The sequence below is a fragment of the Candidatus Dormiibacterota bacterium genome, assembly GCA_036495095.1.
In the GTDB taxonomy this organism is placed as follows: Bacteria; Chloroflexota; Dormibacteria; order Aeolococcales; family Aeolococcaceae; genus CF-96.
Genome location: DASXNK010000142.1, coordinates 1 through 25,270, shown reverse-complemented (window position 1 = coordinate 25,270; position 25,270 = coordinate 1). Strand labels below are relative to the sequence as shown.

The following is a 25,270-nucleotide window of genomic DNA, read 5'->3' as shown; positions in this document are numbered from 1 at the left end:
TCGCATAATGATCCATCGGCTGCCGGCTCTGCCGCGAACGATCCAGCGCGACCTGGCCCGGCTCGACGTCCTGCGGGAGCGTCTCCATGTGGGCACCCGGCAGCCGCTGCGGTGGATGGGAGGTCTCCGGCGCCTCGTCATGGCCCGGGCGGTCGACAGCTCGACGTCGATCGAGGGATATCGCGTGCCGCTGGAGGACGCCGCGGCTCTCATCAGCCGTGAGGTGGTGCCGAATGCCGATGAGACGAGCCGGCTGGCCGTCGCCTGCTACGGCCATGCGATGGACCATGTCTCCGCGATGGGAGAGGACCCGGGCTTCGAGTGGTCGACCCGTGTGATCCTCGACCTTCACTTCGAGGTCTGTCACTTCCAGCCGGAGGTGCGCCCGGGGCGCTGGAGGCGGGGGCCGGTCAGCGTCACCCACCGAGACGGGTCCATTGCGTACAGGGCTCCTGACGCAGAGGAGGTGCCCGGGCTCATGGAGGAGGTGATCGGGTGGCTGAGTGGCGCAGAGGCAGAGGCGGCCCATCCCATCGTCCGCGCGGCGATGGCGCACCTCCACGTGGTGTCCGTCCATCCCTTCCAGGACGGCAACGGACGTCTGGCCCGCATCGTCCAGTCGCTCGTTCTCGCCCGGGACGGACTGGTGGCGCCCGAGTTCGCATCGATCGAGGAGTACCTCGGCGAGCGCACCGACGCCTACTACACCGCGCTCCAGGGGGCGCAGGGGCCGCGGTACAACCCCAGCCGCGACGCCACCGGCTGGGTCCGGTTCTGCGTCGCCGCACATCTCGAGCAGGCGGAGCGACGGCTGCGCGAGATCGAGGCGGCGGCGGCACGCTGGGAGAGCTGCGAGGCGCTCGTCGCCAGCCTCGGCTGGCCCGACCGCTTCGTCATTGCCCTCGAGCGCGCCCTGACTGGCTACCTCGACCGCGCCGGCTATTCCGCGGAGGCGGGAGTCTCCCCGATCACCGCCAGCCTCGACTTCCGTCGGCTGCTCGACGCGGGTCTGGTCGTCCAGGAGGGGAGAGGACGCTCGACGCGATATCGGGCGAGCCTCGGGCTCCGGCGTCGGATCGCCACCGGGAACCAGGTTGGGCCGGCTGGCTGAGTTGTGGGGGAGGGGCCGCCGTGTCACCCCATCGACACGCCGCCGCGGCACCATGAGGCCAGGACGAATCCCGACCCCACCCCTGGAGGCTCGACATGGCCGAGGTGACCGTCTACGGGGCGCCGTGGTGCCCCGACTGCCGGCGTGCGAAGAAGTTCCTCGGCGAGCAGCGGGTCGCCTACGACTGGGTCGACATCGACCAGGACGCCGAGGGGCTGCGGATCGTCGAGGAGCTGCAGAAGGGCGGCCGCACCATCCCCACGGTCGTGTTCAGGGACGGCGATCCCCTCATCGACCCCTCCAACGAGGAGCTGGCCGGGCGGCTGGGGCTGACCCTCGAGGCCCAGCGTCCCTTCTACGACCTGGCCATCGTCGGCGGCGGCCCGGCCGGCCTGGCGGCGGCGATCTACGCCGCCCGCGAGGGCATCGACGCGATCGTCGTCGATCGCAGCGCCCTCGGCGGCCAGGCCGGGGTGACCGAGCGCATCGACAACTATCCCGGCTTCCCCGAGGGCGTGGGCGGGGGCGAGCTCGCCGACCGCTTCATCGCCCAGGCCCGCCGCTACGGGGTCGAGCTGCTCTCCGCGGTCGGTGTCGAGGCGATCGACCGCGACGGCGACGACCTCTGCCTCCGGCTGGGCTCGGGGCAGCGGATCGCCGCCCACGCCGTGCTCGCCGCCCCGGGATCGACCTACCGCCGCCTCGGTGTCCCCGGCGAGGACGACCTGATCGGCGCCGGCGTCCATTTCTGCGCCACCTGCGACGGCCCCTTCTACCGCGGCAGCGACGAGCTGGTGGTGGTCGGCGGGGGTAACTCCGCGCTCGAGGAGGGGGTGTTCCTCACCCAGTTCACGAAGAAGGTCCACATCGTCCAGCGCGAGCCCGAGCTCACCGCCTCACGGCTGCTGGTCGACCGGGTGACCGACGATCCACGCTTCGCCGTCCACCTCGGGAGCGAGGTGAAGGAGCTGCGCGGCGACCACCGGCTCTCCGAGGTGGTGATCCGCGACCGGGCCAGCGGGGACGAGACCGTGCTCCAGCCCGCCGCCGCCTTCGTCTTCATCGGGCTCGACCCCAACACCGGCTTCCTGCGCGGCCTCGTCGACCTCGACGAGCGCGGCTTCATCCGCACCGACGGCCGCTTCCGCACCAGCCAGGGCGGCATCTTCGCCGCCGGCGACGCCCGCCAGGGCTCGACCAAGCAGCTCGGCTCCGCCGTCGGCGACGGCATCGCCGCCCTGATCGCCCTCCGCGAGTACCTCGCAGAGCACCACCACCTGATGACGCCCTCGCCGGAGCTGGTCGAAGCCTGAGTTCGCTCGGGCTGCTCCGTCCTCGACGTCGCGCTCAGACCTCGTTGAGGCTGCTCGCGGCGAGGACGACCAGCACCCCCTCGACGAAGAGGGCGGCCATGCCCAGCGGTTCGCCCCAGTGGCCGATGTCGCCGCTCGACAGGGGCAGGCCGGTGGTCCGGGAGAGCGCATAGGCGACGATCGCGCCGCCGTTGAGCGCCACGACCGCCGCCCAGGTTCGACGGTCATCGCGGCGGAGGAGGATCGCGGCGGCGAGCAGGGCACCCGCCATCAGCGCGACGTACAGCGCTCCCACATATGGCGTCTCCTGGAACTTACTCGGCGCGTCGATCAGATGGATCAAGGCAACCGCACCGAGCGCGACCACGGCGACCGCACGTGCGGTGAGGCGGTGGTCGCCGGTTGCGGCCTCCCGGGGCCGGTTCTCGGTCATCAACATCTCGGAGCGCATGAGGCGGTTCTCCCTTTCAGGACATCAGGCGTCGTCGCGGTGTTGGACACGTTCTGCCCGCGCCTCAGTATGCGATGACGCCCCTTTCGGGACGCTGAAGAACCCGCGGACCCGCCGTTCTGACTATCCGAGCGCGGTGCGCCGCGGGTACACGTCGTCAGGATCGGTGAGCACGTTGACCAGAGCGGGCACGCCGGCGGCGAATGCGCGGTCGATCGCCGGGCCGATGCAGGCGCTCTCGGTGACCAGCTCGCCGTGGCCGCCGAGGGCGTGCACCACCTCGTCGTAGCGGGTGCCGGGGCGCAGCTCGGCGGCGACGTGGTAGCCGAACCACTGCTGCATCGCCGACCTCTCCAGGCCCCATCCGTTGTTGTTGCCCACGATGACCACAACAGGGAGGTTGAACCGCACCAGGGTGTCGACGTCGAGCAGCGAGAAGCCGGCGGCGCCGTCGCCGAGGAGCAGCACGACCTGGCGGTCGGGGTGGGCGAGCCGCGCCGCGATCGCGTAGCCGGCGCCGGTGCCGAGGCACCCGTAGGGCCCGGGGTCGAGGAAGCAGCCGGGCTGGAAGGTGTCGAGCAGCCGGCCGGCGTAGGAGACGAAGTCGCCGCCGTCGCCGATGACCACGGCGTCGCGGTCGAGGCGGCGGCGCAGCTCGCCGTAGATGCGTCCGGGGCGGATCGGCGAGGCCTCCGCCTCCAGCTCGGCGGTCTCGCGCGCCCGCAGTGCCGCCTCCTCGTCGCCGAGCCGTCCCAGCCAGCCGGTGCGGCAGGGCCGCGCCCCGCGGCGCTCGGCGGCGGCCACCACCAGGTCGAGGATGGCGCCGAGGTCGCCCGCTGCCGACGCCGCCGGGGTCACGTGCCGGGCCACCTGCCCGGGGCTGTCGCAGAGGTGGACCACCCTCGCCGCCCCCAGCTCGCCGAACCTCAGCCGGAAGTCGAGGGGCACGCCCGCGGCGACCACGAGGTCGGCCTCGGCGAGGGCGCGGCCGCGGCAGCGGGCGAGGGCGAGGGGGTGGTCACCGGGGATGGTCCCGCGAGCCAGCCCGCTGGTGAAGACGGGCAGGCCCAGCGCCTCGGCGCAGCGCACCAGCGCCGCCTCGCCGCCGTCCCAGTAGAGGTCGGAGCCGGCGATGAGCACCGGCCGCTCGGCGGCGAGGAGGAGGTCGGCCACCCTGGCGACGGCGTCGGGATCGGGCGCGGGACGCTCGGCGACCACCGGCTCGGGCAGGGCGGGGTCGGTGGTGGAGAGGAGGACGTCGAGGGGCACGTCGAGGAAGGCGGGCCCCCGGTGGGCGGTGAGCGCGGCGGCGGCGGTGGCCTCGACCTCGGCGGCGAGGGTGGCGGGCGAGGTCGCGGTGGCGGCCCGCCGGCAGATGCTCGCCACCAGGGGCAGGTGGTCGAGCTCCTGGAGCGAGCCGCTGCCCCAGCGTGCCTCCGGGGCACGGCCGCCGAGCACCATCAGTGGCGATCCGGCGAGGTGGGCGCCGGCGATCGCGCTCATCGCATTGGTGACTCCCGGGCCGGCGGTGACCATGGCCACCCCCAGGCGCCGGGTCAGCTTCGACCAGCCCTCGGCGGCGAACGCCGCGGTCTGCTCCTGGCGGGTGTCGACGAGGCGGATGCCGCGCTCGACCAGGCCGTCGTAGATCGGAAACAGGTGGCCCCCCGAGAGGGTGAACACCGTGTCGACGCCGCGCCGCCGCAGCACCTCGGCGGCGACATGCCCCCCGTGCCCCTCCATGGCTCCTCCCCCGCTGATCCCGCATCCGGGAGTATGCGAACCGGCGGCTGCCGTCGACCTGACGACCCTCTTTACCATCAGTCACGCTATGGCTTATAGTGTGCACTGTGCTATCACACTTCGCTGATCGATCGGCCGGGGAACGGGTCCGGCCGCGGAACAAGATGGAGGGAGAGGGCCGATGCTGAGGGATGCCGTCCGGGAGATGGAGCGGGCCGCCCGCGCCGACGAGCGCGCTCGTGAGGAGCGGATCGCCGCCCGCGCCGAGCTGACCCGCGCCGAGGCCTACGCGGCAGCGATGGAGGACCTCGTCGAGCTCGACCACGGCACCGCGCCCGAGCCGCTGGTGACCGAGATCCGCCGGTTCGTGCGCCGCCACAGCCGCCGCCTCGCCCGCACCATGGGCACCCAGCCGCGGCCGGCCCGCGTCCTCGACGTGCTCTTCGACGTGCAGGAGCGCATCCAGCAGCGGATGGGCGATGAGATGGCGGCGAGGGCGGCCTGACCCCGTCGGCGACGCCGACCCCGTGCACCCCCGCCCCAGCTGACGTCGGGAACCCGCGGGCCCCCCGCCGCGTCGATATGGTCGACCGAAGGACCAGAGGGGGACCCATCCATGCCCGGCCGCACCATCCGCTGCCTGCTCCTCGCCTGCTGTGCCCTGCTCGCCGCCGCCTGCGGAGACGCGGCGGCGCCGGGCTCCAGCACCGCCGGGCTCGCCAACGCCCAGGGATCCGCCCCCCGGGCCCCCGCATACGCCCCCGTCCCCGCACCCCAGCAGGGCCCGGCCTCGGCGGCCCAGGACTCGGCCGCCCTCGCCGGCAAGTCCACGGCCGGCTCCGGAACGGCGGCGAGCGGGCCCGGCCCCGCGTCGCTCCCCGCCAACCTCGGCACCGCCCAGGGGCGGGTCGAGCGCACCGTGAACGCCCGGTACGTCGTGCCCCACGGCGGCTTCCTCGACGCCTTCGACGCGGTGGTGAACCGGGCCACGGGGCTTGGCGGCTTCGTCGTCGAGTCCACCACCACCCCGGACTCGACCGGCCGGATCTCCTCGGGCGCGGTCACCGTCAAGGTGCCCGCCGCCCACCTCAGCGAGCTGATCGGAGGCCTGCCCTCCACCTTCACCGTGTCCGCGCTCAACTACGGCAGCCAGGACCACACCGCCGAGACCGTCGACCTCGGCGCCCGGCTGGCGGCGTCGATCGCCCACCGCACCGCGCTGGAGCGGCTGCGCGACCGCACCGGCTCGATCGCGGAGGTGGCCTCGCTGGAGCAGCAGATCGCCCAGGTCCAGCTCGAGGTCGACCAGGAGCAGGGCGCCCTCAATGCCGTCAACGCCCGCGTCGACCTCGCCACCGCGAGCATCGGCCTCGCCGAGAAGGACGCCAGGCCGGCGGTCGCCCCGCCCGACCCGAGCGAGCCCGCCCTGCTCCACGCGCTGCGCACCGGCGCGGGGAACGCGCTCCAGCTGATCGCCGGGGGCCTGCTGGTCGCGGTCACGATCCTGCCGGTCGCCGCCCTCGCCGTGGTCGCGTGGGTGGTGCGCCGCCGGCTCCGCCGCCTCCCGGACGTTCGGCCGCCTGCGGCTTGACATATCGGCCCCGCCGCACACACCATGCGCGGAAGTGGAGGTGGGGCGGGATGACCTTCGCGGCCGGGGGCGAGGCCCCTGGCCGTTGTCAACCCGATCCCCCGGAGGCGGCGAGCAATGCCATCCAGGGACGACGGCTCTGCCTGTGTTGCCGTCGCGGACCTGCTCAAACTCTCGGCGGCGTCGCGCCGGGTCACCGGTCTGCTGAACGCCTCCACGATCGCCGGGCGCGCGACCCGCGAGCTCGGCGCGCTGGTGGGCACCGACGTCACCGCGCTGGGTCTGCGCGAGGGGCAGAACCTGGTGGTGACCCGGGCCGGCTGGCACATCCGCAACGACCGGGTGCGCAACGGCCTCGAGATCCCCATGGGCGACGGCGTCGGCGGGCGGGTGCTGGGCTCGGCGCGTCCGGTGGCGGTCGCCGACTACAACTGCGAGAGCTCGATCTCGCCGCGGCTGGTCGAGTCGATGCGCACCGAGGGCGTCCGGGCGATGCTCGGCGTGCCGATCTGCTTCCGCGGACGGGTGATCGGCGTGCTCTATGCGGCCAACCGGTCGCCCGGCGAGATCGGCGATCGCGCCCAGACCCTGGCGGTGGAGTTCGCCGGCACGCTGGGTCCGGCGCTGGGCGCGGCCATGCACGCCCGCCGCGCCTCGCGGCTGAGCGCGCTCGAGGAGCGTCAGCGGATCTCGCGCGACCTCCACGACAACCTCAGCCCGCTGCTCTTCGGCATCGGCACCGCGGTGCGGCGCACCAGCGACGCCCTGCCCGCCGCCGCCGAGGACCTGCTCACCGAGCTGAGGTGCATCGAGGCCCGGGCCTCGCAGGCGGCGTCCTCGCTCCGCGACATCCTCCGCGCCCTCGCCCCCGCCAACAGCGAGGAGGGGCTCCCCGCGGTGGTCAGGATGGACGTGAGCAGCTTCGCGAACTTCACCGGGATCGCCGCCGACCTCGCGGTCATCGGCGAGCCGTACGAGCTCAGCGGTGAGCAGGAGTCGGTGCTGGTGGCGGTGGTCCGGGAGGGCCTGCACAACGTGGGCAAGCACGCCCACGCCAGCTCGGTGGTGATCACCCTCCACTACGGCGTGGACAGCGCCGACGTGCTCATCCAGGACGACGGAACCGGGCTGCCGGAGGACTTCACGGTCACCGACGTGCCCCGGGACGGCTGCCACTACGGGCTGGCGTCGCTGAGCCAGCGGCTCGCCCGGGTCGGCGGCGAGCTGGTGCTGGGGGCCAACGAGGACGGGGGCATGACCCTCCACGCGAGCCTCCCCACCGGCACCTCCTGAGGTCCCCGCCTCTTTCCGGCAAAGCCTGACTCACAACGGGGGATTCCCAGCCCACCGGTGCGGCCGCGATCGTTGCGCCCATGAGACGCCGTCCCGCGCTCGCGGACTCGGTGGCCGCGGACGACCTGGTTCGGCTGTCCCAGGCATCACGACGGCTCACCGGCCTGCTCGACATCACCACCCTGGCGCGGCGCGCCGCCCGCGAGTTCGGCGAGCTCGTCGGCACCGACGCCTCCGGGGTGAGCATCCGCGAGGCGCCCGACGCGCTCGTCACCCGGGGCGGCTGGGGGGTGCGCACCGAGATGATCCGCGACGGCCTCCGGGTCGCTGTCGGCCCCGACTCGGAGCGGCTGATCCAGCGGCTGGTGCGCCAGGAGGGCGTCCACGGCATGCTCGGCGTGCCCATCAAGGACCGCGGCGAGGTGATCGGCGTCCTCTATGGGATGAACCGCACCCCGGGCCACGTCGGCGACCGTGCCCGCGGGCTCGCGCTCGAGTTCGCGGCCGCGCTCGGCCCGGTGCTGGGGACGGCGATGCACACCGGCCGCGCCGCCCGGCGCAGCGCGCTCGAGGAGCGGCGGAGGATCTCCCGCGACCTCTGCGCCAGCCTCGGCCCCTGGCTGATCGACATCAGCGAGGCCGCCCACAAGGCGAGCGAGACTGTGTCCGCCACCACCGACGCCGACATCCTCGCCGACCTTCGCAGCATCGAGGCCCAGGCCGCCGAGGCCGCCGCCTGGCTCGAGGAGGTGCTCCGCGCCCTCGAGCCGGTCGCCGAGGGGCTGCCCGCCGCCATCGGGGTCGACGTCGAGGGCCTCGCCAGCCTCACCGACCTCGCCGCCGACTTCGCGGTGATCGGCGAGCCCTACGACCTGCTCGCCGAGCAGGAGATGGTGCTGCTCGCGGTGGTGCGGGTGGGGCTGCACGTCGTCGCCACCCGGGCGGAGGCGTCCTCGGTCCTGGTCACCCTCCAGTACACGCCCCGGCGGTGCGGGGTCGACGTCGAGGACGACGGGCCGGCCTCGCCCGACCAGCCCCTCGACCCCGCCCTGGCCTCGCTGCAGGAGGCGCTGGGACGGCTCGACGGCGAGCTCGTCGTACGATGCAGCGACGGCGGCGGGACCATCCTCAGCGGGAGCGTCCCCGTCCCGGAGATCTGAGGCGCCCGGTATGCCCGACCGCACCGCGCTGCGCACCTGCCCGCTCTGCGAGGCCACCTGCGGTCTCGAGCTGACGCTGCGCGATCGCGAGGTGCTCTCGGTGCGCGGCGACCGCGAGGACGTCCTCAGCCACGGCTACATCTGCCCCAAGGCGGTCGGGGTGTCGGCCCTGGAGCGCGACCCCGACCGGGTGCGCACCCCGCTGGTGCGCCGCGACGGTGAGCTCCGGCCGGCGGGCTGGGAGGAGGCGTTCGCCGAGGTGGAGCGGGGCCTGGGCGCGGTGCTCGCCGGGCACGGCCGCCAGGCCCTCGCCGTCTACGCCGGCAACCCCAACGCCCACGGGATCGCCGGCGCCCTCTACCTCCCGCACATGCTCCGCGCCGCCGGCACCCCCAACATCTACTCGGCGAGCACCCTCGACCAGATGCCCAAGCACGTCAGCAGCGGGCTGATGTTCGGCGCGCCGCTGAGCATCCCCGTCCCCGACGTCGACCGCACCCAGCACCTGCTGATCCTCGGCGCCAACCCGCTGGAGTCGAACGGCAGCCTGATGACCGCGCCCGACATGCGCGGCCGGCTGCGGCGGCTGCGGGAGCGGGGTGGCCGGCTGGTGGTGGTCGACCCGCGGCGCAGCCGCACCGCCGAGGCGGCGGACGAGCACGTCGCCATCCGGCCGGGCACCGACGCCCACCTGCTGGCGGCGATGGCGAGCACCCTCTTCGCCGAGGGGCTGGTGGCGCCGGGGCGGCTCGCCGGCCACCTCAGCGGGGTCGACGAGGTGGGGGCCGCGCTGGCCCCCTTCACCCCCGAGGCGGTGGCCCCGGTCTGCCGGGTCGACGCCGCCACCATCCGCCGGCTCGCCCGCGAGCTCGCCGCGGCGCCGAGCGCGGCCGTCTACGGGCGCATCGGCACCTGCACCCAGGAGTTCGGCACCCTGGCGAGCTGGCTGGTGGACGTCCTCAACGCGCTCACCGGCAACCTCGACCGCGAGGGCGGGGCGATGTTCCCGGCCGCCGCCGCCGGGGCCCGCAACACCGTGGGAGTGCCCGGCCGCGGGCGCGGCTTCGTCACCGGGCGCTGGCGGAGCCGGGTGCGGGGCCTGCCCGAGGTGCTCGGCGAGCTGCCCGCCGCCTGCCTCGCCGAGGAGATCGACACCCCCGGCGAGGGCCGGGTGCGGGCGCTGATCACCTGTGCCGGCAACCCGGTGCTCAGCCACCCCGACGCCGGCCGGCTGGAGCGGGCCCTCGCCGGCCTCGACTTCATGGTCGGCGTCGACATCTACGTGAACGAGACCACCCGGCACGCCGACGTGGTGCTGCCCGCGCCGGGGCCGCTCTCGCGCGCCCACTACGACCTGCTGCTGCTGCAGCTGGCGGTGCGCAACGTCGCCCACTACTCGCCGCCGGTGCTGCCGCTGGAGCCGGGCACCCCCGACGAGTGGGAGGTGCTCCTCCGCCTCGGCGCCATCCTCGGCGGCCAGGGTGCGGCGGCGCCGGTGGAGGCGCTCGACGATGCCGTCGCCGCCGCGGAGGTGGAGCGGTCGGTCACCCTGCGCGGCTCACGCGTGGAGGGGCGCGACCCCGCCGAGCTGCTCGGAATGCTGGCGCCGCGGCGCGGCCCGGAGCGGCTGCTCGACCTCCACCTGCGGGTCGGCCCCTACGGCGACGGCTTCGGCGCGGCCCCCGGGGGGCTCACCCTCGAGCGGCTCCTGGCCCACCCTCACGGCCTCGACCTGGGGCCGCTCCGGCCCCGGCTGCCGGGCGCGCTGCGCACCGGGTCCGGCACCGTGGAGCTGGCTCCGGCGCCGCTGCTCGCCGACCTCGAGCGGCTGCGCGGGTCGCTCGACCGGCTGGCCGGCGGCCTGGTGCTGGTGGGCCGCCGCCACCTCCGGTCCAACAACTCGTGGATGCACAACGTCGAGGTGCTGGTGCGCGGCCCGGAGCGGTGCACCCTCCAGGTGCACCCCGACGACGCCCGCGAGCGCGGCCTCGTCGACGGCGGCCGCGCCCGGGTGGGCTCGCGGGTGGGCCGTGTCGACATCGCCGTGGAGGTGACCGACGCGGTGATGCCCGGGGTGGTGAGCATCCCCCACGGCTGGGGCCACCAGGGCACCGCGATGCGGGTGGCCGCGGCCCACCCCGGGGTCAACGTCAACCTGCTCGTCGACGGGAGCATGGTCGACCCCCTCTCCGGCAACGCCGTCCTCAACGGCGTGCCCGTGACCGTGGAGGCCGTGCCCGCCGCCTGAGCGGCGCGGACCGCGTCCGACGAATTCCCACGCATGGGGAAAAAGGGGGTGGCGGGACGCTCGGCGGCGTACGTACCCTCGCGGCACAGAGGAGGACAGGGCAGATGAGCACCGGACCGGGAGCGGCCTTCGGCAAGCAGCCGCGCGACCACGTCTACATCACCCCGCGCAAGCGCCGCCTCTCCGAGTACGAGGCGGTCACCTGCTACACCCAGCCGGGTCCGGACGCGTTCGACATCGAGGGCTGGTTCACCCTCGGCCCCGGTCCCGAGCACCGCACCGCGTGGCGGAAGGAGTCGACCCGCCTGGTGCATCCCCACTGGTGGGACTTCCGCGACCCGGCGCAGCAGTGGCAGCGCACCTACGTGCGGATGCAGGCCGAGCAGGAGCGGTCGATCGAGCGGGCCACCGAGGACGCCGCCAGCGCCGGCGCGTTCGCGGACGTCGACGCCGCCTGGCTGCAGGACGTCGTCGCCGGGCACTACCGGATCTGGTCCTTCTTCGAGTACGCGCTCTTCCGCGCCTTCGCGGTGGGCTCGCGCGAGGCCCTCTCCGACACCCTCGGCAACGTGCTCTGCTTCCAGGGCTTCGATCACATGCGCCACGCCCAGGCGGCGGTGCTGTACCTGATGGCGCTCGAGGAGAGCGTCGAGGGCTTCGAGGACGCGGGCGCCAAGGAGCGCTGGCTCCACGATCCGATCTACCAGCCGATCCGCGCCCTCGCCGAGCGGCTGATGCTCAGCACCGACGACTGGGGCGAGCTCGCCGTCGCCGTCAACCTGGTGGTGGCGCCGATCCTCGCCGACATGAGCATGAGCCAGCTGGTGCGCCGGGGCGGCCCCCACCGGGGCGACTCGGTCACCCCCTTCATCGTCAGCACCACCGAGCGCGACCGCCGCCGCAACCTCGCCTACACCGAGGAGCTGGTGCGGATGGTCACCGCCGAGCCGGTCGAGGGCCACGCCGCCAACCGCGACACCATCGTGGAGTGGATCGACGCCTGGACCCCGCCGGTGCTCGAGGCCACCCGCGCGCTGCGCCCCGTCTTCGACCGGGCGCGGATCGACGTGGTCACCTTCGACGACGCCCTCGCCGGGGTGCTGCAGGGCCAGCGCGAGCTCCTGGAGGCGCTCGGCCTGTCGCCGGCGCCAGTGGCAGGGGGCGGGGGAGTCCCCCGAACATGAGCACGATGATCTCGGGTCCGCGCCGGAAGGTAGCCCTCGGCCTGATGAAGAGCGAGGAGGCCGACGCCACCATCGAGGTGGTGGAGATGCGGTATCCCGACGCTCAGGTGCACGACTTCGGCACCTACTGGAAGATCGAGGGCGAGGGCGAGCTGCGCATCGAGATGGAGGACGTCGCCGAGGCACTGGGCCGGCCGCTGCAGCTGAGCCAGTGGCTGGTGACCATGGCCACCTTCGTGGGCCGCGCCCACGCCGGCGGCGACTACTTCCTGGTCACCTCGGAGATGAGCTACCTCGAGGGGGACGAGGCGGAGGCGCCCGGCCCGGCCGCCGGCTGATCCTCCCCCCGTGGCCGAGACCAGCGAGATCCACCAGGTCCAGCTCACCCCCGACGGGCGCAGCTTCGAGGTCAACCCCGGCGAGAGCGTGCTCGCCGCCGCCCTCCGCCAGGGGGTGCGGCTGAAGTACGGCTGCCTCCACGGCAACTGCTCGAGCTGCAAGTACCTCCTGCTCGACGGCGAGGTCGACTTCGGCATCGCCTCGCCCTACTCGCTGCCTCCCGGCGAGCGCGAGGATGGCTGGGCGCTGCTCTGCTGCGCCATCCCGCTCTGCGACCTGGAGATCCAGAGCTCGACGGTGAACGACCCGCGGATGCTCCCCGACCTGGTGCCCGAGGAGCGCCGCGCGGAGGTGGCCGGGGTCGAGCACCTCGGCGGCGACCTCTGGCGGCTGCGCCTCGAGCTCGAGCGCCCCCTTCACTTCTACGCCGGGCAGTACGTCCAGCTGGGCGTCCCCGGCAGCCAGGACGACTGGCGCGCCTACTCGATCAGCAGCCCCCCGTCGCGCCAGCCCACCACCGAGTTCGTCGCCAAGCGCATCCAGGGGGGCCGCTTCAGCGGCCAGATCGACCGGCTCGAGCGGGGCAGCCCGATGCGGGTGCGCGGACCCTACGGCGTCGGCTACCTCCGCGAGGGCGCCGACCCGGTGCTGCTGGTGGCGGGAGGCTCGGGGATCGCCCCGATCCTGTCGATGCTCGAGCAGGCGGTCGAGCGCGACGATCCCCGCGAGTTCCACTTCTACTTCGGGGCCCGCATCCCCGAGGAGGTGGTGCTCGCCGGCGAGATCGCGGCGATCGGCCGGCGGCTGCGCTCGTTCACCCACCTCCCCGTCGTCGAGGTGCCCGGGGACGGGTGGGCCGGCGAGGTGGGCAGGGTCACCAACGCGATCCAGCGCCACCTCCACGACGCCAGCCCGTACGACGTCTACCTCTGCGGCAATCCGCCGATGTGCGACAGCACGTCGCTGCTGCTCGAGGCCAAGGGCGTGCGCGACGGGCGCATCTTCTTCGACCGCTTCTACGCGGCGGTCTGACCGCCCGGAAGAACCGCGGTTCACCGGGCGAAAACCCCACACGCTAGCGTCGCCGCAGCCCCGGTCGCCTCCCCCTTTCTCGACCGCCGCTCCGTCTTTGGTGGTCATCGTCAACACGGTTCGGCGCGGCTTGCGGGTGTATCGACTCGCGAAGAGGCTGTCTCAGAATTCCCTCCAGTTGCCGGATCGGGAGTCGGTGGGGGCGGGTTGGAGATTCCGACCCCGCCCCAGGGGACGCCTGGCGCCACGGAGGGCACGTGTTTATCGCGCGGAGATTCACCCGAACAGGGTCCATGCCAGGGCCCCCAGAGATCGCTTGGACCCTGACTGCACGAGGCCGGGTGCAGCAATTGCTGATGGATGAAGGAGGCGGAATACGCTGATGAGGAACATATTGAAGTCGAGGCAGGCGCGCTTCTGGGTCGCCTCGGCCGGCGTCGTCGTCGCGGTGGCGGCGTGCGGCGGCGGAGGCTCCAGCACCGCCCGCACCGACGCCTCGGTGCAGGGCTCCAGCCAGTCCCAGGGCCAGGCCCCGGGCACCGGCGCCCAGAACCCGAGTGGCGCGAACCCGGCGCCCGCCGCGCCCGGCGCCGCCAATCCCGCCCCCGCAGCGCCGGGTGCCGCCAACCCGGCAGCTCCGGCGGCCGGCGCCAACAAGAACCTTCCGCCCGCCCCGGTCGTGCCCAAGCCGGCGGTCCCGAATCCCGCCGCGCCCGCTCCCGGAGCCAACTTCGCCTCCGACGTGGGCGTGACCGCGACGTCGATCAACATCGGCCTCATCAACATCGCATCGGCGAACCGCAGCCTCGGTCCCCCCATCGCCCTGGCCAGCCAGCGCATGACCGACGCCGTGGTCCGGTACATCAACGACACCGGTGGCGTCGCCGGTCGCAAGGTCAACCTGCTGACCTGCGACGACGGCGGCGACGTGACCCGCGCCCGTGCCTGCTACGAGAAGCTGAAGGGCCAGGTCTTCGCGTTCGTGCCGTCCGAGACCTTCGTCACCGACGTCATCCACGACACCCTCGCCAAGGACAAGGTGCCGTGGATGAGCTGGGGCTGGTTCAAGAGCGAGTACACCGACCCCTACATGTTCCCCTGCCATGCCAACGGCATGCGCGAGGCGAGCAATGTGGCCAAGTGGATCTCGACGAACACCAAGCCCGCGACCGTGGGCATCCTCTACCTGAACGTCTCCGAGGACATCGCGGCGGCCGACGTGGCCACCCAGGTCTTCCAGCAGCACGGCATCAAGGTCGTCCAGAAGGTCGGTCAGGAGTGGGACTCGCCGGACGAGTCGCAGCACGTGCTGGCGATGCGCGTCGCCAACCCCGACGCCATCGTCTCGTTCTCGTGGCCGGCTCCCGTGGCCAAGTTCTTCCACGACGCGCAGGGCCAGAACTGGTACCCCAGCAAGGGCTTCTTCGCGAACCACCTCACCGGCGACCCGGGGTACGGCCCCATCTTCGGTGACTACACCAAGAACCACGTCACCACGATCACCTCGTGGGTCGTGCCCGGCGCGCAGGGCAACTCCGCGGCCGACGAGGCGCTTCCCGGCCTGCAGTTCTGGCGGATGCTCACCAACAAGTACACCGGCTTCGACATCGTCGGCTTCCACCTGAAGTACGTGATGGGCCATCACATCACCCAGTCCACGATCGTCTGCACCAAGATCTTCGGCGACGTGGCCCGCACCCTCGGACCCAACCTCACCCGCGCCCGCTTCATCCAGGCGCTGGAGACGCAGTCCTTCGACAGCGGGATGGGAGTGACCCTGAAATGGCCGCACGGCGACCACGGCCAGGAGCCGTACTCCTTCAACCGGGAGTACCTCTACGAGTGGACCACCGGTGATGCCGACCAGGGCTACGGCCTGAAGCGCATCCTGCCCGACCCCGTCAACACCTAGACAGCTCACCGGCCGTTGCCGGCTGACTGAATCCGACGAGCCCGGGGGGCCTCCACCTCCACGCAAGGGTCCCCCGGGCTCACTCCTCCAATCCACGACGGCTCTTCGGCCTGTCGGCCAACAAGGAGAAACTCACGGTGGCGCTCTTCGTCTCCGCGCTGATCATCGGCGTGTTCCTGGGGACGATCTACGGGCTGATGGCCTTCGGCATGGTCGCCTCCTACCGCATCAGCCGCGTCGTCAACCTGGGACAGGCGGGAGTCGCCGCCCTGGGAGCGACCGTCTTCTACTGGATGACCGCCCAATGGGGGGCTCCGGTGATCGTCTCCCTGGTCGCGGCAGTGATCGTGGGAGCCGCGGTCGGAGCGTTCCTGGGCTGGTGCAACCTGCTCATGAGCGACTGGCCCAAGGGCTTCGTCATGATCTTCACGCTCTGCATCACCCTGCTGCTCTTCGCGCTGGTCGACCGGATCCTGCCCCCGACCACGATCGCCCCGGTCTCGCCCTTCGGCACCGGCGGCTTCAACTTCGCGCTCACCTTCGTCGCCGCGCACCAGATCGGCACCTTCGCGGTGACCCTCGCGGTGGTGCTCGCGGCCACGGCGATGATCCGCTACACCCGCTTCGGTCTCTTCGTCCGGGCCATCTACGACGACCCGGCGGGTGCGGCCACCCTGGGCATCCCGCTCAGCATCTACGTGATCGGGGTGTGGGCGATGGCCGGCGGCATGGCCGGGCTGGCCGGGATCCTGATCAGCAACCGGACCCTGCTCGACACCATCCTGCTGCTGTTCGTCTCCGTGTATGCGCTGGCGGGGGCGATCCTCGGCGGGCTCGAGTCCTTCGCCCTGGCCTTCGGTGGCGGGGTGCTCATCGGCACCACCGAGGGCATCCTCGGCGGCGGCGTCCTCGGCATCATGCCCCCGGGGACCGAGCAGCTGGGGACGGTGGTGATCATGGCCATCGCGGTGTTCTACGCGGGCACCAAGCGGCGCCACCTGGCGCACCTGCAGACCTGAGGAAGGGGAGATGAACGCACCAGTGACGGGCGCCGTGGCACCGGGCGGGGCGGTCTCGCGCCTCGCCGCCCTGCGCCTTCCCAAGCCGAGGTTCTCGCCGCTCACGGTGGTGCTCGCGCTCACCGTGGCGGGGTTCTTCCTGCTCCCCAACGACCTGCTCTACGCGGGCTCGTCGTCGGTGGTGGCCGCGCTCATCGGCCTCGGGCTCTTCCTGCCCATCGCCGCGCTGCGCGAGCTGCCGCTCAACGGCGCCGGCATGGCCGGCCTCGCCGCCTACCTCTTCGCCTACAACGGCGCGCAGGGCGGGATCGGCCACCACCTTCTCGGTCTGGCGATCGCGATCGTCTGCGTGATCGGGCTCTCGCTGCTCGGCGGGCTGGCCTCGCTGGCGGTGACCGGCCTGTACTTCGTGGTCGCCTCGCTGGTGATCCAGGTGGGGATCGAGAAGGTGATCTTCTCGATCCCGGTGCTCACCGGCGGCGCCGCCGGCCGCAGCGTCTACCAGCCCGACCTCAGCGGCTGGTTCGACACCCAGCGCCTCATCTACCTGGTGGCCGCGGTGGTGGTGTTCACCAGCATGTACGGGGTGCACCGCCTGCTGAGGTCGCGGCAGGGCTTCCACGCGGTGCTGGTCGGGCACGTGCCCGAGGGCGCCTCGGCGACGGGGCTGCGCAATTGGGCGGTCAAGCTGCTCGTCTTCGGCGTCTCGGGCCTGCTGATCGCCTTGGCCGGCTGCCTCTCGGCGTTCGTCAACGGCACCCCGCCGTCGCCGTTCAGCTTCGGCATCATCTTCTCGGTCATCTTCCTCGCCATCCCGATCGCCAGCGGGATGCGCGACCTCTCGTCGATCGTGCTGGTCGCGATCGCGTTCGTCGGCCTCCCGATCACCCTGGAGCACTTCGGCATCAGTCCCTCGCCGAACTTCCTCTCCGGGACGATCCTGCTCGTCGCCCTGCTGCTCGGCCGGCACCGCGACCGGCTCGGTGTCGCCCTCCGCTCGCTTGCGGACCGGGTGCGCGGCAGGACGCCGGCCGAGCCGGACGGCTCCGAGATGGAGCTCACCGGGGTGGCGGTCAACGGCGCGAACGGCGCCGGCACCTCCCCGGTGCGGCTCAGCGACCTGACCACCGTCGCCCCGCCCCCGGTGGCGCCGCGCACCACCGTCTCGGGGGCGGCGGCGCTCGAGGGTCGCCAGATCACCGTGCGGTTCGGCGGGGTCACCGCGGTGGACGGTGTCAGCGTGCGGGTGGGCCCCGGCGAGCGGGTCGGGATCGTCGGCGCCAACGGGGCCGGCAAGACCACCCTGTTCAACGCGCTGACGGGCTTCGTCCCGTGCGAGGGGACGGTGCTCCTCGGCGGCGAGGACATCAGCGGACGGCCGCCGTTCGCACGGGCCCGCATGGGTGTGCGCCGGACCTTCCAGCAGCCCCGCCTCGCCGACATCCTCACCGTCGGGCAGAACGTGGTCTGCGGGTACGGCGGCGGCTCCCCGGAGCGCGTCGAGCGGATCGACTGGCTGCTCGACCACTTCGGGCTCGGCGCGATGCGCGAGGTGCCGGTGATCGCGCTCCCCTTCGGCGTGCGCCGCGAGGTGGAGCTGATCCGCGCGCTCTCGGTGCGACCCCAGGTGCTGATGCTCGACGAGCCGGTGAGCGGCCTCGAGGACGAGGAGGCCGAGCGGCTGGTCGAGGTGCTCATCGGGCTGCAGGCGAAGGAGGGCTGGGGGCTGCTCGCGATCGAGCACGACCTCAAGTTCATCACCTCGATCGCCCAGCACCTGATGGTGATGGAGGACGGTCACCTGCTGGTGCAGGGACCGCTCGAGAGCGTGATGCAAGAGGAGCAGGTGCGGCGTGTCTACCTGGGCGAGCTGGTGACCGCGTGATGAGCGACGACAACTCCATCGAGACCGACCCGGGCTTCTCGCTGCGCACCCCTCCGGGGGGGCAGCCGGCCCAGCCGGCGCAGCCGGCCCCGTCGATGCCCGCGGTGCAGCGCCGCGACTACTCGGCGCCACAGGTGCCCGAGGGGCGCCTGGAGTGGGCCAGGTCCCAGCCGCAGGCGGCGGCAGCGCCGGTGGCGCAGTCGCAGGCCCAGACCGCGGTGCCGGCCGGCGCTGCGGCGCCCCCGTCCCCGCCGGCGAGGGCGGCGGTCGAGGGCACCGGGCTGACGGTCCGTGATCTCAAGGTCTTCTACGGCCCGGTGCCGGCGGTGCGGGGCGTCAGCCTCGACTGTCCCCCGGGCCAGGTGGTCGGCGTCATCGGCGCCAACGGGGCGGGCAAGACCAGCCTGCTCTCCGGCATCGCCGGCCTGGTCAGGACCCAGGGCGGCAGCGTCGACCTCGACGGCCGCGACATCACCGGCTGGCCCGCCCACCGGCGTGGCCAGGCGGGCATCGTGTACGTCGCCGAGCGCCGGCGCGTCTTCCCCTCGCTGTCGGTGCGGGAGAACCTCACCGTGGGCGGCTGGGGGCTCGACAAGGCCGAGGTCAACGACCGCGTCGAGAAGATCTTCACCATGTTCCCCCGCCTCAAGGAGCGCGAGAAGGTCCCGTCCTTCCGGCTCTCGGGCGGCGAGCAGCGGATGGTGTCGATCGGGCGCGCGCTGGTCACCGGCGCGCGGGTGATCCTCTTCGACGAGCTGTCGCTCGGCCTGGCCCCGCGGATCGTCGCCGACCTGGTCGGCACGGTCCGGTCGATCGCCGACGAGGGCCGGATCATCGTGCTCGTCGAGCAGTACATCGGGGTCCTGCTCAAGGCCGCGGACACGATCCACGTGCTCGAGCGCGGCCGGGTCAAGTTCCACGGCCCCTCGCAGCAGGCGGCGAGCTGGCTGGAGGAGAACGGTTACATGGCCCATGCCAAGACGGCGGGTCAGCGGGCAGCAGGGGCGAAGAGCCCAGCAGCAGTGGCAACGGGCGAGGGACGGTGATGAAGCTAGGAGGGGATTCCATGGGCAGGCGGAGGAGCCGGGGGCGCGTCGCCCGCACGGCGCTGGTCCTGACGGTGGCCGGCAGCATGCTGGCGACCGCGGGCGCGCGCTACGCACGGGCGTCGGAGGCGATCGACGCGGGGCCGGTGAGCGAAGGGCCGCAGTGCCTCACCGACTACTACGCCGACGGCAACGCGCTGGTGATCGCCGGGATCCTGGAGATCCCCTACCAGAACCTCGCCGGGGGTCCCTACAGCTCGGCCGCGATCACCGCGCAGCCGGATTCGCGCGCGCTGGCGACCGAGTACTACGAGGGCTATGCCGGCGAGATCGTGCTCGGCACCTCGGGCGTCTACCCGGCCAACCCGACCGGAGCGAACGCCTACTGGCCGCCGCCCGTCAACGGCCGCACCGCCGACCAGCACGACGACGGCCCCTTCGCCCACACCACCGCCTACGCGGAGCCGCGCAAGGCGGTGTCCGACGCCCGCGCCCTGGTGCTCGGCACCCCCGAGGGCGCCAACGCCAACGGCGGCCAGAGCCTGGCCCACTCCGACGTCACCTACGACGGCAAGACCGTCGGCGGCAGCGAGGTCGCCACCGGGTATGACATCAACATCGGCGCGCTGCACATCGACTTCCTCCGCTCCGAGATCAAGTGGAGCATGGACGGCACCCCCGAGGGCGCGGTGGGCACCTGGAAGCTCGACTTCCACGGCGTGCGCAACGCCAACGCCTCCGTCTACAGCTTCAGCGGCGACGGCTTCAGCGTCCAGGGCGGCACCGCCAGCCCGGGCGAGGCCCAGCGCAAGGCGTTCAACGAGCAGCAGCAGAAGTTCTCCCAGGCGCTGGAGGCCGCCGGCATCGGCCAGGCCGACTTCCAGCTCCAGCCCGGCAGCGCCGCGGTCAGTGGCGGCCACCTCGACATCAAGGGTGCGGGCATCCAGGCCCGGCTGGCTCCCAAGGCGACCCGGGGCAAGACCACCTCGGCGGGCGCCCTCGAGCTCGGCCGCGTCGAGGAGCACGTCCGTGCCGGCCTCGGCCCCTGCGACCTGGTCGCCCAGCCCGCCCCCTTCAGCCAGGCGGCGCCCCCGCCCGGCCCCAACCCGCCGACCTTCCCGCCGGACCACTGCACCCAGAACGGCTGCAGCAAGCAGCCCTTCCCGCCCGCCCTCCCGGGCCTCCCGGGGGCGCCCGGCGGCAAGCAGCCGGTGCCCTCGTCGGCGCTGGGGGTCAGCGCGGCGCCGGGTGCCGCGACACCGTCCGATGCGGCGGAGCGGACCCTGACCGACGTCCTCCGGATGCTGCCGGCGGCGCCGCCGGTCCCCACGTCCGTGAGGTGAGCTGAGAGCGCACGGAACGGTCGGAGCGCGGATGCGCATCGTCTGGCTGGGCCGTGGCCTGGCCGCCACCGTGGTGGCGGCCGGGCTGCTGCTCGCGCTCCCCCTCCATGCCCAGGCCCACGCCCGGATCCTGGCGGTGCTCCCCGCACCCTCGTCGACGGTGACGGGGCCGCAGTCCCAGGTGCTGCTCAGGTACAACGAGCCGGTCGACCGCTCGCTCTTCCGGCTCACCGTCGAGGGCGACCAGGGATCGGCACTCGCCGGCCCCCCGGCCTTCCAGGACGACGAGACCATCGTCGCCCGGCTGAAGCCCACCGCCGCCGGCGTGCTCCTGGTCACCTGGGTGGCGGTCGGCCTCGACGCCCACCCCGTGGTCGGCCAGTACTACTTCGCGGTGCGCACCCCGCAGACCGCGGCGGCGCTGCAGAGCGACATCAGCCAGGCCGCGCGCCGGGTGGGCAGCTTCGAGAGCGGCGGTGGCGCCGCCGGGCTCACCGGGCTCATCGAGGCGGCGCGGTCGGTGGAGATCGTCCTCCTCTACGCGGTGCTCGGCATCGTCCTCCTCGGCGCGCTGCTCTGGCGCAGCCGCCCGGTGCTCGCCACCGCGGCCGGTCCGCCGCTGCCCGCCGGCAGGGCCTGGCGGGCGCTCCTCGTCGCCGGTGCGGCCTCCGCGGTGCTGATGCCGGTGCTGCTCTGGCTCAACGCCGAGCGGCTCAGCGAGCTGCTCATCGGCGTGGGCACCTCGCGGATCGTCGCCTCGTCGATCGGCGCCCTCTGGGGGGTGAAGGCGCTGCTCTGGCTCGGCCTCGTCGGCGTGGTGATGCTGATCGTGCGCCGCGGCCGCGACGCCCGGGCCCTCGACCGGCTGCCGGTGGTGCTCGCCGTCCTCGCCCTGGCGCTGGCGGGCGCGTTCGTCGCCGGCACCCACGTCGGCACCGGCAGCGCCAGCCCGGAGTGGCTCTACATCCCGATGATGATGAGCCACATCCTGCTCACCGCCTTCTGGGCGGGCGGCCTGCTGGCGCTGCTGGTGGTGGTGTTCCCCGGCGGCGACGCGGCGCAGATCTGGGCGGCGGTGAGCCGCTTCTCGCGGGTGATGACCGTGACCGCCGGGGTCCTCGTCGCCACCGGGCTGATCATCCTGGTGCGGTTGCTCTCCAACCTCAACGCGCTCTGGTGCACCGGCTACGGGGTGGTGGCGGGCTTCAAGGTGACCGGGGTCGCCCTCGCCCTGATCTTCGGCCTGGTGAACAACCGCATGGTCGCCGCCCACCGCCGCGAGCAGGAGCTGCCGGAGGCGGCGCGACGGGGACGGCGTGCGGGGCCGACGGTGCTGTCGCTGCGCCGGGTGGTGATCGCCGAGGCGGTGCTGCTGCTCGGTGTGCTGGTGCTCGCCGCCGTGCTCGGCGAGACCCAGCTGCCCCCGCTGTTCAACGGCCGCGCCCTCCCCGGAGATGTGCAGAATGTGGTTGAGCCCGGGCTGTTCGGCTCCGGGTGCCAGTAGGGGAAGGGAGCAGGTGCCGAGACGACGCAGCTCGTGGAGTGTCAAGGGCGCATCCAGGACGGATCGCGCCCTCCCCGTGGTGGGGTCGACCAACGGACACCGGCCGGTGGCCACCGGCGCCACCCGCACCGCCGCGGCGGCGCCACCGCGGTCGCGGCGCGTGCTCGGCATCGCGCTGGTCGTGGGCGCCACCCTGCTCGTGCTGGTGGCCTCGCTGGGCCTCCTCGCCGTCCGCGGCCGGGGCGGCGGCAACAGTGCCGCCGAGGTGCCGCCGCCGCCCGCGGTGCAGCCGGCGCAGACCTTCACGGTCAGCTATCACGTCGAGGACAGCGCCGGCCCGGAGACCAGGGTGCAGACCGACTACCTGGCGGTGAAGCGTCCGTTCGACGTGCGTCTCGAGCACCGTGCCGGGCCGCCCCCCGGGGGCGCGGTGCTCTCCGGCAGCATCGTCACCCGCACCAACACGGTGACCCTCGGCGGCAGCGGCGACGGGTTCACGACCCCGCACGCGCCCGCGATTCTCGGCGGCCTGATCTCTCAGCCCGCGCTCGACGCCGCCGTCGGGGCCGGCAAGGCGACCCGCAAGGGCGGGTCGACGGTGCTCGGCGAGCACTGCATCCATTACGTGTACGACCAGTTCGGCAGCCAGCCGATCGGCTCCGCCGACAACCAGGCCACGGTCGACTCCTGCGTCACCGCCGACGACGTCATGCTCCGTGAGGTGATCGTCTTCGCCGGCAAGACGGTGCGCACCGCCGAGGCGGTGAAGGTGGACCGGTCGCCGAGCTTCGGCCCCGACGCCTTCCGGCCGGCGAAGGTGCTGCTCCCCGACTCGGCCGAGCAGATCCCCGACGAGATCATCGACGGGCCGCCGCGGGGCGCGGCCAAGGCGCTGCTGGTCCAGACCCCGGGGGGTTTCCACCTCGACCTCGCCGCCAACGTCGGCCATCAGCTCGGGCCGGACTCGCCGCCGGTGCTGTACTACGTCCAGAACTTCGTGGGCAACGGCGAGCAGATCGTGGTCGAGCAGCCGCTCGACGCCAGCCTGGGCTCGCCGTGGACCGGGCGGGGCGGCTTCAAGATCGACATCGGCAACGGCCAGCCGTCGGAGATCCTCTACCGCGCCGGCTACGTCGAGATCGAGACCAGGGTCGGCGGCCTGCCGGTGCGGGTGATGGCGCTGCGTCCCGACCTCGCCATCTACGTCGCCCGCCAGCTGCGACTGCCGGCCTGAGGAGGGGAGGGGATGGTGGTCCGTGCCCTGTCCCGCCGTATCGCCATGCTGCCGGCGCGACGGCGCAACGCCCTCGCCGTGGTGGCGCTGGTCGCCGCCGGCGCCGGGCTCTGCGCGGCGACACCGCACCGCGCCCTCCCCTCCGCCGCCGCCCCGCACTCCCTGAGCCTGCTCCGGCCCGCCGCCCCCGGCGCCCCCGCGGGCGTCCCCCGCAGCGCGCCGCCGCCGCCGCCGGGGCAGGCGGTGGCGCTCCCCGCCAGCGGCTACGCCGAGCACGCCCTGCACCCGCACGAGATCTTCGGCTTCGCCCCGTACTGGAACCTGGGCGCCGCGGGGGGCTACCCGCTGCGCGCGCTCACCACCGTCGCCTACTTCGGCGTGGACGTCAACGGCGACGGCTCGCTGCTCCGCGGCGGCGACGGCTGGGACGGCTACCAGAGCGCCGCGCTCACCGGGCTGGTCGACCGCGCCCACGGTGCCGGTGCCGGGGTGGTGCTCACCGCCAAGCAGTTCGACGCCGCCACCCTGCACAGCCTGGTCAACGACCCCGGCGCCCCGGCACGGCTGAGCCACGAGCTCGTCGACGCCGTCACCGCCCGGCGGATGGACGGTGTGAACCTCGACCTCGAGGGCATCGGCAACCAGGACCGCGGCGCCTTCGCCGGCTTCACCGTGGCGGTGGCGAACGCGCTCCACGCCGCCAACCCGCGCTGGCAGGTGACCGTCGACACCTACGCCAACTCGGCGAGCGACACCGCCGGGTACTTCGACGTCGCCCGCATCGCCCCGGCCGTCGACGCCTTCTTCGTCATGGCCTACAACATGCAGGGCGACAACCCCTCGGCCGTCGCACCACTCCGCGGGGCGCCGAGCAACGACGGCGCGGCGGTGGCGGCCTACGCGGCCGCCGCGGGGCCGGGGAAGGTGATCCTCGGCATGCCCTTCTACGGCGTCGACTGGCCGACCGCGAGCGGCGACCACGCCGCCCCCGCGTCGGGTCCGTCGAAGCCGGTGACCTACGCGGAGCTCGCCACCGCCGGCCACCCCCGCTACTGGGACCCGGTCACCGCGGCGCCGTGGACCTCCTGGCAGGAGGCGTCGGGCCAGTGGCACCTCGCCTACTACGAGGACCCGCAGTCGATCGCGATGAAGGCCGAGCTCGCCGACGCCGCGCACCTCCGCGGGGTGGGCATCTGGGCGCTGGGGATGGACGGCAACGACCCCGCCATGGCCCGCGCCGTGCTCGGCCACGCCGCGCCGGTCAAGCTCGCCCTCGGCCCGGCGCCGACCCCGGCCGCGACGGCGCCGCCGGTGGTGGCCGCCGCCCCCCCGCAGCGGCGCGCTCCCGCCGCTCCCACCGCACCGCCGCGGCCGGCGCCGCCGCCGCCCGCGCCGGTGCCCGCTCCGGCGCCGCCGCCGCTGGTGCCGCTGCCGTCGCCCGGCCCCATGCCCCACGTCGAGGTTCACGCGTCATGACCACCGAGGAACGGACCGACGTCTTCGTCGTCGACGACCACGCGGTCGTCCGGGTGGGGGTGCGCAGCTTCCTCGAGGGCACGGGGCGGTTCCGCGTGGTCGCGGAGGCGAGCAGCCTGACCGAGGCGCGGATGCGGATGAGCACGCTGCCCGAGACCACCACCCTGCTGATCGCCGACATGCAGCTGAAGGGCGGCTCGGGGATCGACATCATTCGCGAGGCCCGGCTGCGCGAGCCGCCGCTGGAGGTGATCGTGCTCACCTCGTTCCCGAGCGCGCGCATCCTCCGCCGCGCGCTCGCCATCGGGGCGCGCGGGTTCGTCCTCAAGGAGGCCGGCGGGGGCGCCCTTCTCGAGGCGCTGGACTGGGCCAAGCAGGGCCACATC

21 protein-coding genes are annotated in these 25,270 nt (G+C 73.4%); 19 read left to right on the top strand and 2 right to left on the bottom strand.

All coding sequences use genetic code 11. The features are described 5' to 3' along the window. Positions 1 to 7 precede the first annotated feature (7 nt). Positions 8 to 1,111 (top strand): Fic family protein, encoded by a 1,104-nt coding sequence (locus VGL20_14485; protein ID HEY2704890.1) that lies wholly within the window; start codon positions 8 to 10, stop codon positions 1,109 to 1,111. Between the two features lie 95 nt (positions 1,112 to 1,206). Further along, positions 1,207 to 2,424, top strand: coding sequence for an FAD-dependent oxidoreductase (locus VGL20_14480; protein HEY2704889.1), 1,218 nt, complete (start codon positions 1,207 to 1,209; stop codon positions 2,422 to 2,424). Positions 2,425 to 2,458: 34 nt separating this feature from the next. On the opposite strand, the gene VGL20_14475 is transcribed toward VGL20_14480, so the two are convergent. Both VGL20_14475 and VGL20_14470 read right to left on the bottom strand, forming a co-directional pair. Continuing rightward, a complete protein-coding gene (locus VGL20_14475) occupies positions 2,459 to 2,875 on the bottom strand; it encodes a hypothetical protein (protein HEY2704888.1) in 417 nt (138 codons plus the stop codon). A gap of 123 nt (positions 2,876 to 2,998) precedes the next feature. Continuing rightward, complete coding sequence (locus tag VGL20_14470; protein ID HEY2704887.1) at positions 2,999 to 4,618, bottom strand: acetolactate synthase; 1,620 nt, start codon at positions 4,616 to 4,618, stop codon at positions 2,999 to 3,001. Between the two features lie 181 nt (positions 4,619 to 4,799). Here VGL20_14470 and VGL20_14465 point away from each other — a divergent pair, with 181 nt between their 5' ends. The 17 genes from VGL20_14465 to VGL20_14385 all read left to right on the top strand — a co-directional run. Next, positions 4,800 to 5,123 (top strand): hypothetical protein, encoded by a 324-nt coding sequence (locus tag VGL20_14465; protein ID HEY2704886.1) that lies wholly within the window; start codon positions 4,800 to 4,802, stop codon positions 5,121 to 5,123. A 111-nt stretch (positions 5,124 to 5,234) separates the two neighbouring features. Then, on the top strand, positions 5,235 to 6,209 hold the full coding sequence (locus tag VGL20_14460) for a DUF4349 domain-containing protein (GenBank protein HEY2704885.1): 975 nt from the start codon (positions 5,235 to 5,237) through the stop codon (positions 6,207 to 6,209). A 117-nt stretch (positions 6,210 to 6,326) separates the two neighbouring features. Continuing rightward, positions 6,327 to 7,502, top strand: coding sequence for a GAF domain-containing protein (locus tag VGL20_14455; GenBank protein ID HEY2704884.1), 1,176 nt, complete (start codon positions 6,327 to 6,329; stop codon positions 7,500 to 7,502). A gap of 80 nt (positions 7,503 to 7,582) precedes the next feature. Beyond that, entirely contained in the window at positions 7,583 to 8,662 is a 1,080-nt protein-coding gene (locus tag VGL20_14450; GenBank protein HEY2704883.1) for a GAF domain-containing protein, read from the top strand. Positions 8,663 to 8,672: 10 nt separating this feature from the next. After that, on the top strand, positions 8,673 to 10,910 hold the full coding sequence (locus tag VGL20_14445; protein HEY2704882.1) for a molybdopterin-dependent oxidoreductase: 2,238 nt from the start codon (positions 8,673 to 8,675) through the stop codon (positions 10,908 to 10,910). A 104-nt stretch (positions 10,911 to 11,014) separates the two neighbouring features. Next, positions 11,015 to 12,094 carry a monooxygenase gene (locus VGL20_14440; GenBank protein HEY2704881.1) on the top strand — a complete coding sequence of 360 codons (1,080 nt, stop codon included), beginning with the start codon at positions 11,015 to 11,017 and terminating at the stop codon, positions 12,092 to 12,094. Beyond that, the gene (locus tag VGL20_14435) at positions 12,091 to 12,432 is read left to right on the top strand and encodes an MmoB/DmpM family protein (protein HEY2704880.1); all 342 of its coding nucleotides are present in this window, start codon (positions 12,091 to 12,093) and stop codon (positions 12,430 to 12,432) included. Before VGL20_14440 ends, VGL20_14435 begins: the two co-directional genes overlap by 4 nt. A 10-nt stretch (positions 12,433 to 12,442) precedes the next feature. Beyond that, positions 12,443 to 13,465 (top strand): 2Fe-2S iron-sulfur cluster-binding protein, encoded by a 1,023-nt coding sequence (locus tag VGL20_14430; GenBank protein HEY2704879.1) that lies wholly within the window; start codon positions 12,443 to 12,445, stop codon positions 13,463 to 13,465. Between the two features lie 382 nt (positions 13,466 to 13,847). After that, a complete protein-coding gene (locus tag VGL20_14425; protein HEY2704878.1) occupies positions 13,848 to 15,377 on the top strand; it encodes an ABC transporter substrate-binding protein in 1,530 nt (509 codons plus the stop codon). Between the two features lie 137 nt (positions 15,378 to 15,514). Beyond that, a complete protein-coding gene (locus VGL20_14420; protein ID HEY2704877.1) occupies positions 15,515 to 16,396 on the top strand; it encodes a branched-chain amino acid ABC transporter permease in 882 nt (293 codons plus the stop codon). Between the two features lie 10 nt (positions 16,397 to 16,406). Further along, positions 16,407 to 18,281, top strand: a complete 1,875-nt coding sequence (locus VGL20_14415; protein ID HEY2704876.1) for an ATP-binding cassette domain-containing protein — start codon at positions 16,407 to 16,409, stop codon at positions 18,279 to 18,281. After that, positions 18,281 to 19,327 (top strand): ABC transporter ATP-binding protein, encoded by a 1,047-nt coding sequence (locus VGL20_14410; GenBank protein ID HEY2704875.1) that lies wholly within the window; start codon positions 18,281 to 18,283, stop codon positions 19,325 to 19,327. Before VGL20_14415 ends, VGL20_14410 begins: the two co-directional genes overlap by 1 nt. 20 nt (positions 19,328 to 19,347) lie before the next feature. Next, positions 19,348 to 20,670 carry a hypothetical protein gene (locus tag VGL20_14405; protein ID HEY2704874.1) on the top strand — a complete coding sequence of 441 codons (1,323 nt, stop codon included), beginning with the start codon at positions 19,348 to 19,350 and terminating at the stop codon, positions 20,668 to 20,670. A 31-nt stretch (positions 20,671 to 20,701) separates the two neighbouring features. Continuing rightward, positions 20,702 to 22,174 carry a CopD family protein gene (locus VGL20_14400; protein ID HEY2704873.1) on the top strand — a complete coding sequence of 491 codons (1,473 nt, stop codon included), beginning with the start codon at positions 20,702 to 20,704 and terminating at the stop codon, positions 22,172 to 22,174. Between the two features lie 13 nt (positions 22,175 to 22,187). Continuing rightward, positions 22,188 to 23,408: a hypothetical protein gene (locus VGL20_14395; protein HEY2704872.1), complete on the top strand. Its 1,221-nt coding sequence runs from the start codon at positions 22,188 to 22,190 to the stop codon at positions 23,406 to 23,408. 12 nt (positions 23,409 to 23,420) lie between these two features. Then, positions 23,421 to 24,884, top strand: a complete 1,464-nt coding sequence (locus VGL20_14390; protein HEY2704871.1) for a glycosyl hydrolase family 18 protein — start codon at positions 23,421 to 23,423, stop codon at positions 24,882 to 24,884. Beyond that, positions 24,881 to 25,270: response regulator transcription factor (locus VGL20_14385; GenBank protein HEY2704870.1), on the top strand; the 390-nt coding region annotated here is incomplete at its 3' end. The genes VGL20_14390 and VGL20_14385, both read left to right, overlap by 4 nt.